This window comes from Enterococcus sp. C76, from assembly GCF_040886985.1.
Lineage (GTDB): Bacteria > Bacillota > Bacilli > Lactobacillales > Enterococcaceae > Enterococcus_B > Enterococcus_B lactis.
Map to the genome: position 1 here is coordinate 1 of NZ_JBFOEY010000031.1, position 1,158 is coordinate 1,158.

At 30.6% G+C, this 1,158-nt stretch carries 1 protein-coding gene; it reads left to right on the forward strand.

All coding sequences use genetic code 11. The annotated features are described in order from the left end of the window. Positions 1–117: 117 nt before the first annotated feature. Positions 118–486 (forward strand): hypothetical protein, encoded by a 369-nt coding sequence (locus tag AB3I00_RS14530; protein WP_368025603.1) that lies wholly within the window; start codon positions 118–120, stop codon positions 484–486. Positions 487–1,158: the final 672 nt, after the last annotated feature.

The following is a 1,158-nucleotide window of genomic DNA, read 5'->3' on the forward strand; positions in this document are numbered from 1 at the left end:
GGCGGATTATACTTTTAAGTGCGAAAGTGATTAAATCACTTTTGGCTTAAAAGTTTTTTTGTTTAGAAGGGGGTTTTTATGAAGATTTTTACTTGGAATGTTGAGGCGATTGTAGCGATGAAAGACGGAAAAAATGAATTGTATTCTTTTGATGTACAAACGTTAGCTGGAAAACAATATTCAATGCAAATGTTAATGCAAAGTGCGATGGATATAGCGAAGATGAAAGCTAGCAAAAAAGTAGAGAAAGATAAAAAACTATTTTTTCGTATTTCAATTTGTTGGATTGAACTGCTAGCTGTGGAACATCGTTCCAAATATAGTCAGTATGTTCAATTAGTTGAGACAGGGAAAAGTAAAAAAACTTTAGAGAAGTTATTAGGGATTCCGTTTTGGAAATTGAAAGAATTTGAGGAAAGATATAAGAATGAAAAACGAAAAAACAGGAAAGCATTTAGGAATAAATGCACATGTAAAAAGCCTTAAATTAATTTCTAAAACATAAGCAAAAATCTCGTGAAAAATGGATATTTATGATTTGAAAAAAATCAGAGGGTTCCCATGTTAACGATGTGGATTCAATAACCAAACTTTAAACATTGTTATACCCTATATCAAATGGGACAGCGACACCCGAAAATGAAATTACATTTTATGTTAATTTTTGTTTTCGTCCGCTTAGACAAAGGGCAAGGTGAATAGGTTGAGCCTACGACTTTGTATATAGGTTTGTTACCTATGTTTACTGGAGATTCTAAGGGAATGTTTGCCAGTTCAACCTACTTTTAACGAGAGAGTAGAGTAACTGTTGGATGGGTGGATCGGCAGGAAATTTTTTCTATGCATTGAGAAGGATTTTTAGCTAAAGAGGTAAGAAAAAAATGTCTAGAAAGTTCTTTTGAATGGATAGAAAAAATAACAAATAATATTTTTGTCATTTTTTCTATCGTAATATAAAGTTATTTTGTTTATTATAAGCATAATAACGATGATTCCCCCTAATTTTTTCTAATAGTATTTTGCAATTAATAATTTTGTTGATTGCGAAGAAAAGCTAATCTTTCTTGTTCTTTTGTGAAATCCCAATTCTTTTGTTACTGAGAAATGATGAGAGAATTGGGATTTACAAAAAAAATTAAATCTCAAAGGATGAAAAAA

Bases quoted from the DNA above. Each gene is read 5' to 3' on its own strand.
- AB3I00_RS14530 (WP_368025603.1), top strand. From the start codon at position 118: ATGAAAGACGGAAAAAATGAATTGTATTCTTTTGATGTACAAACGTTA.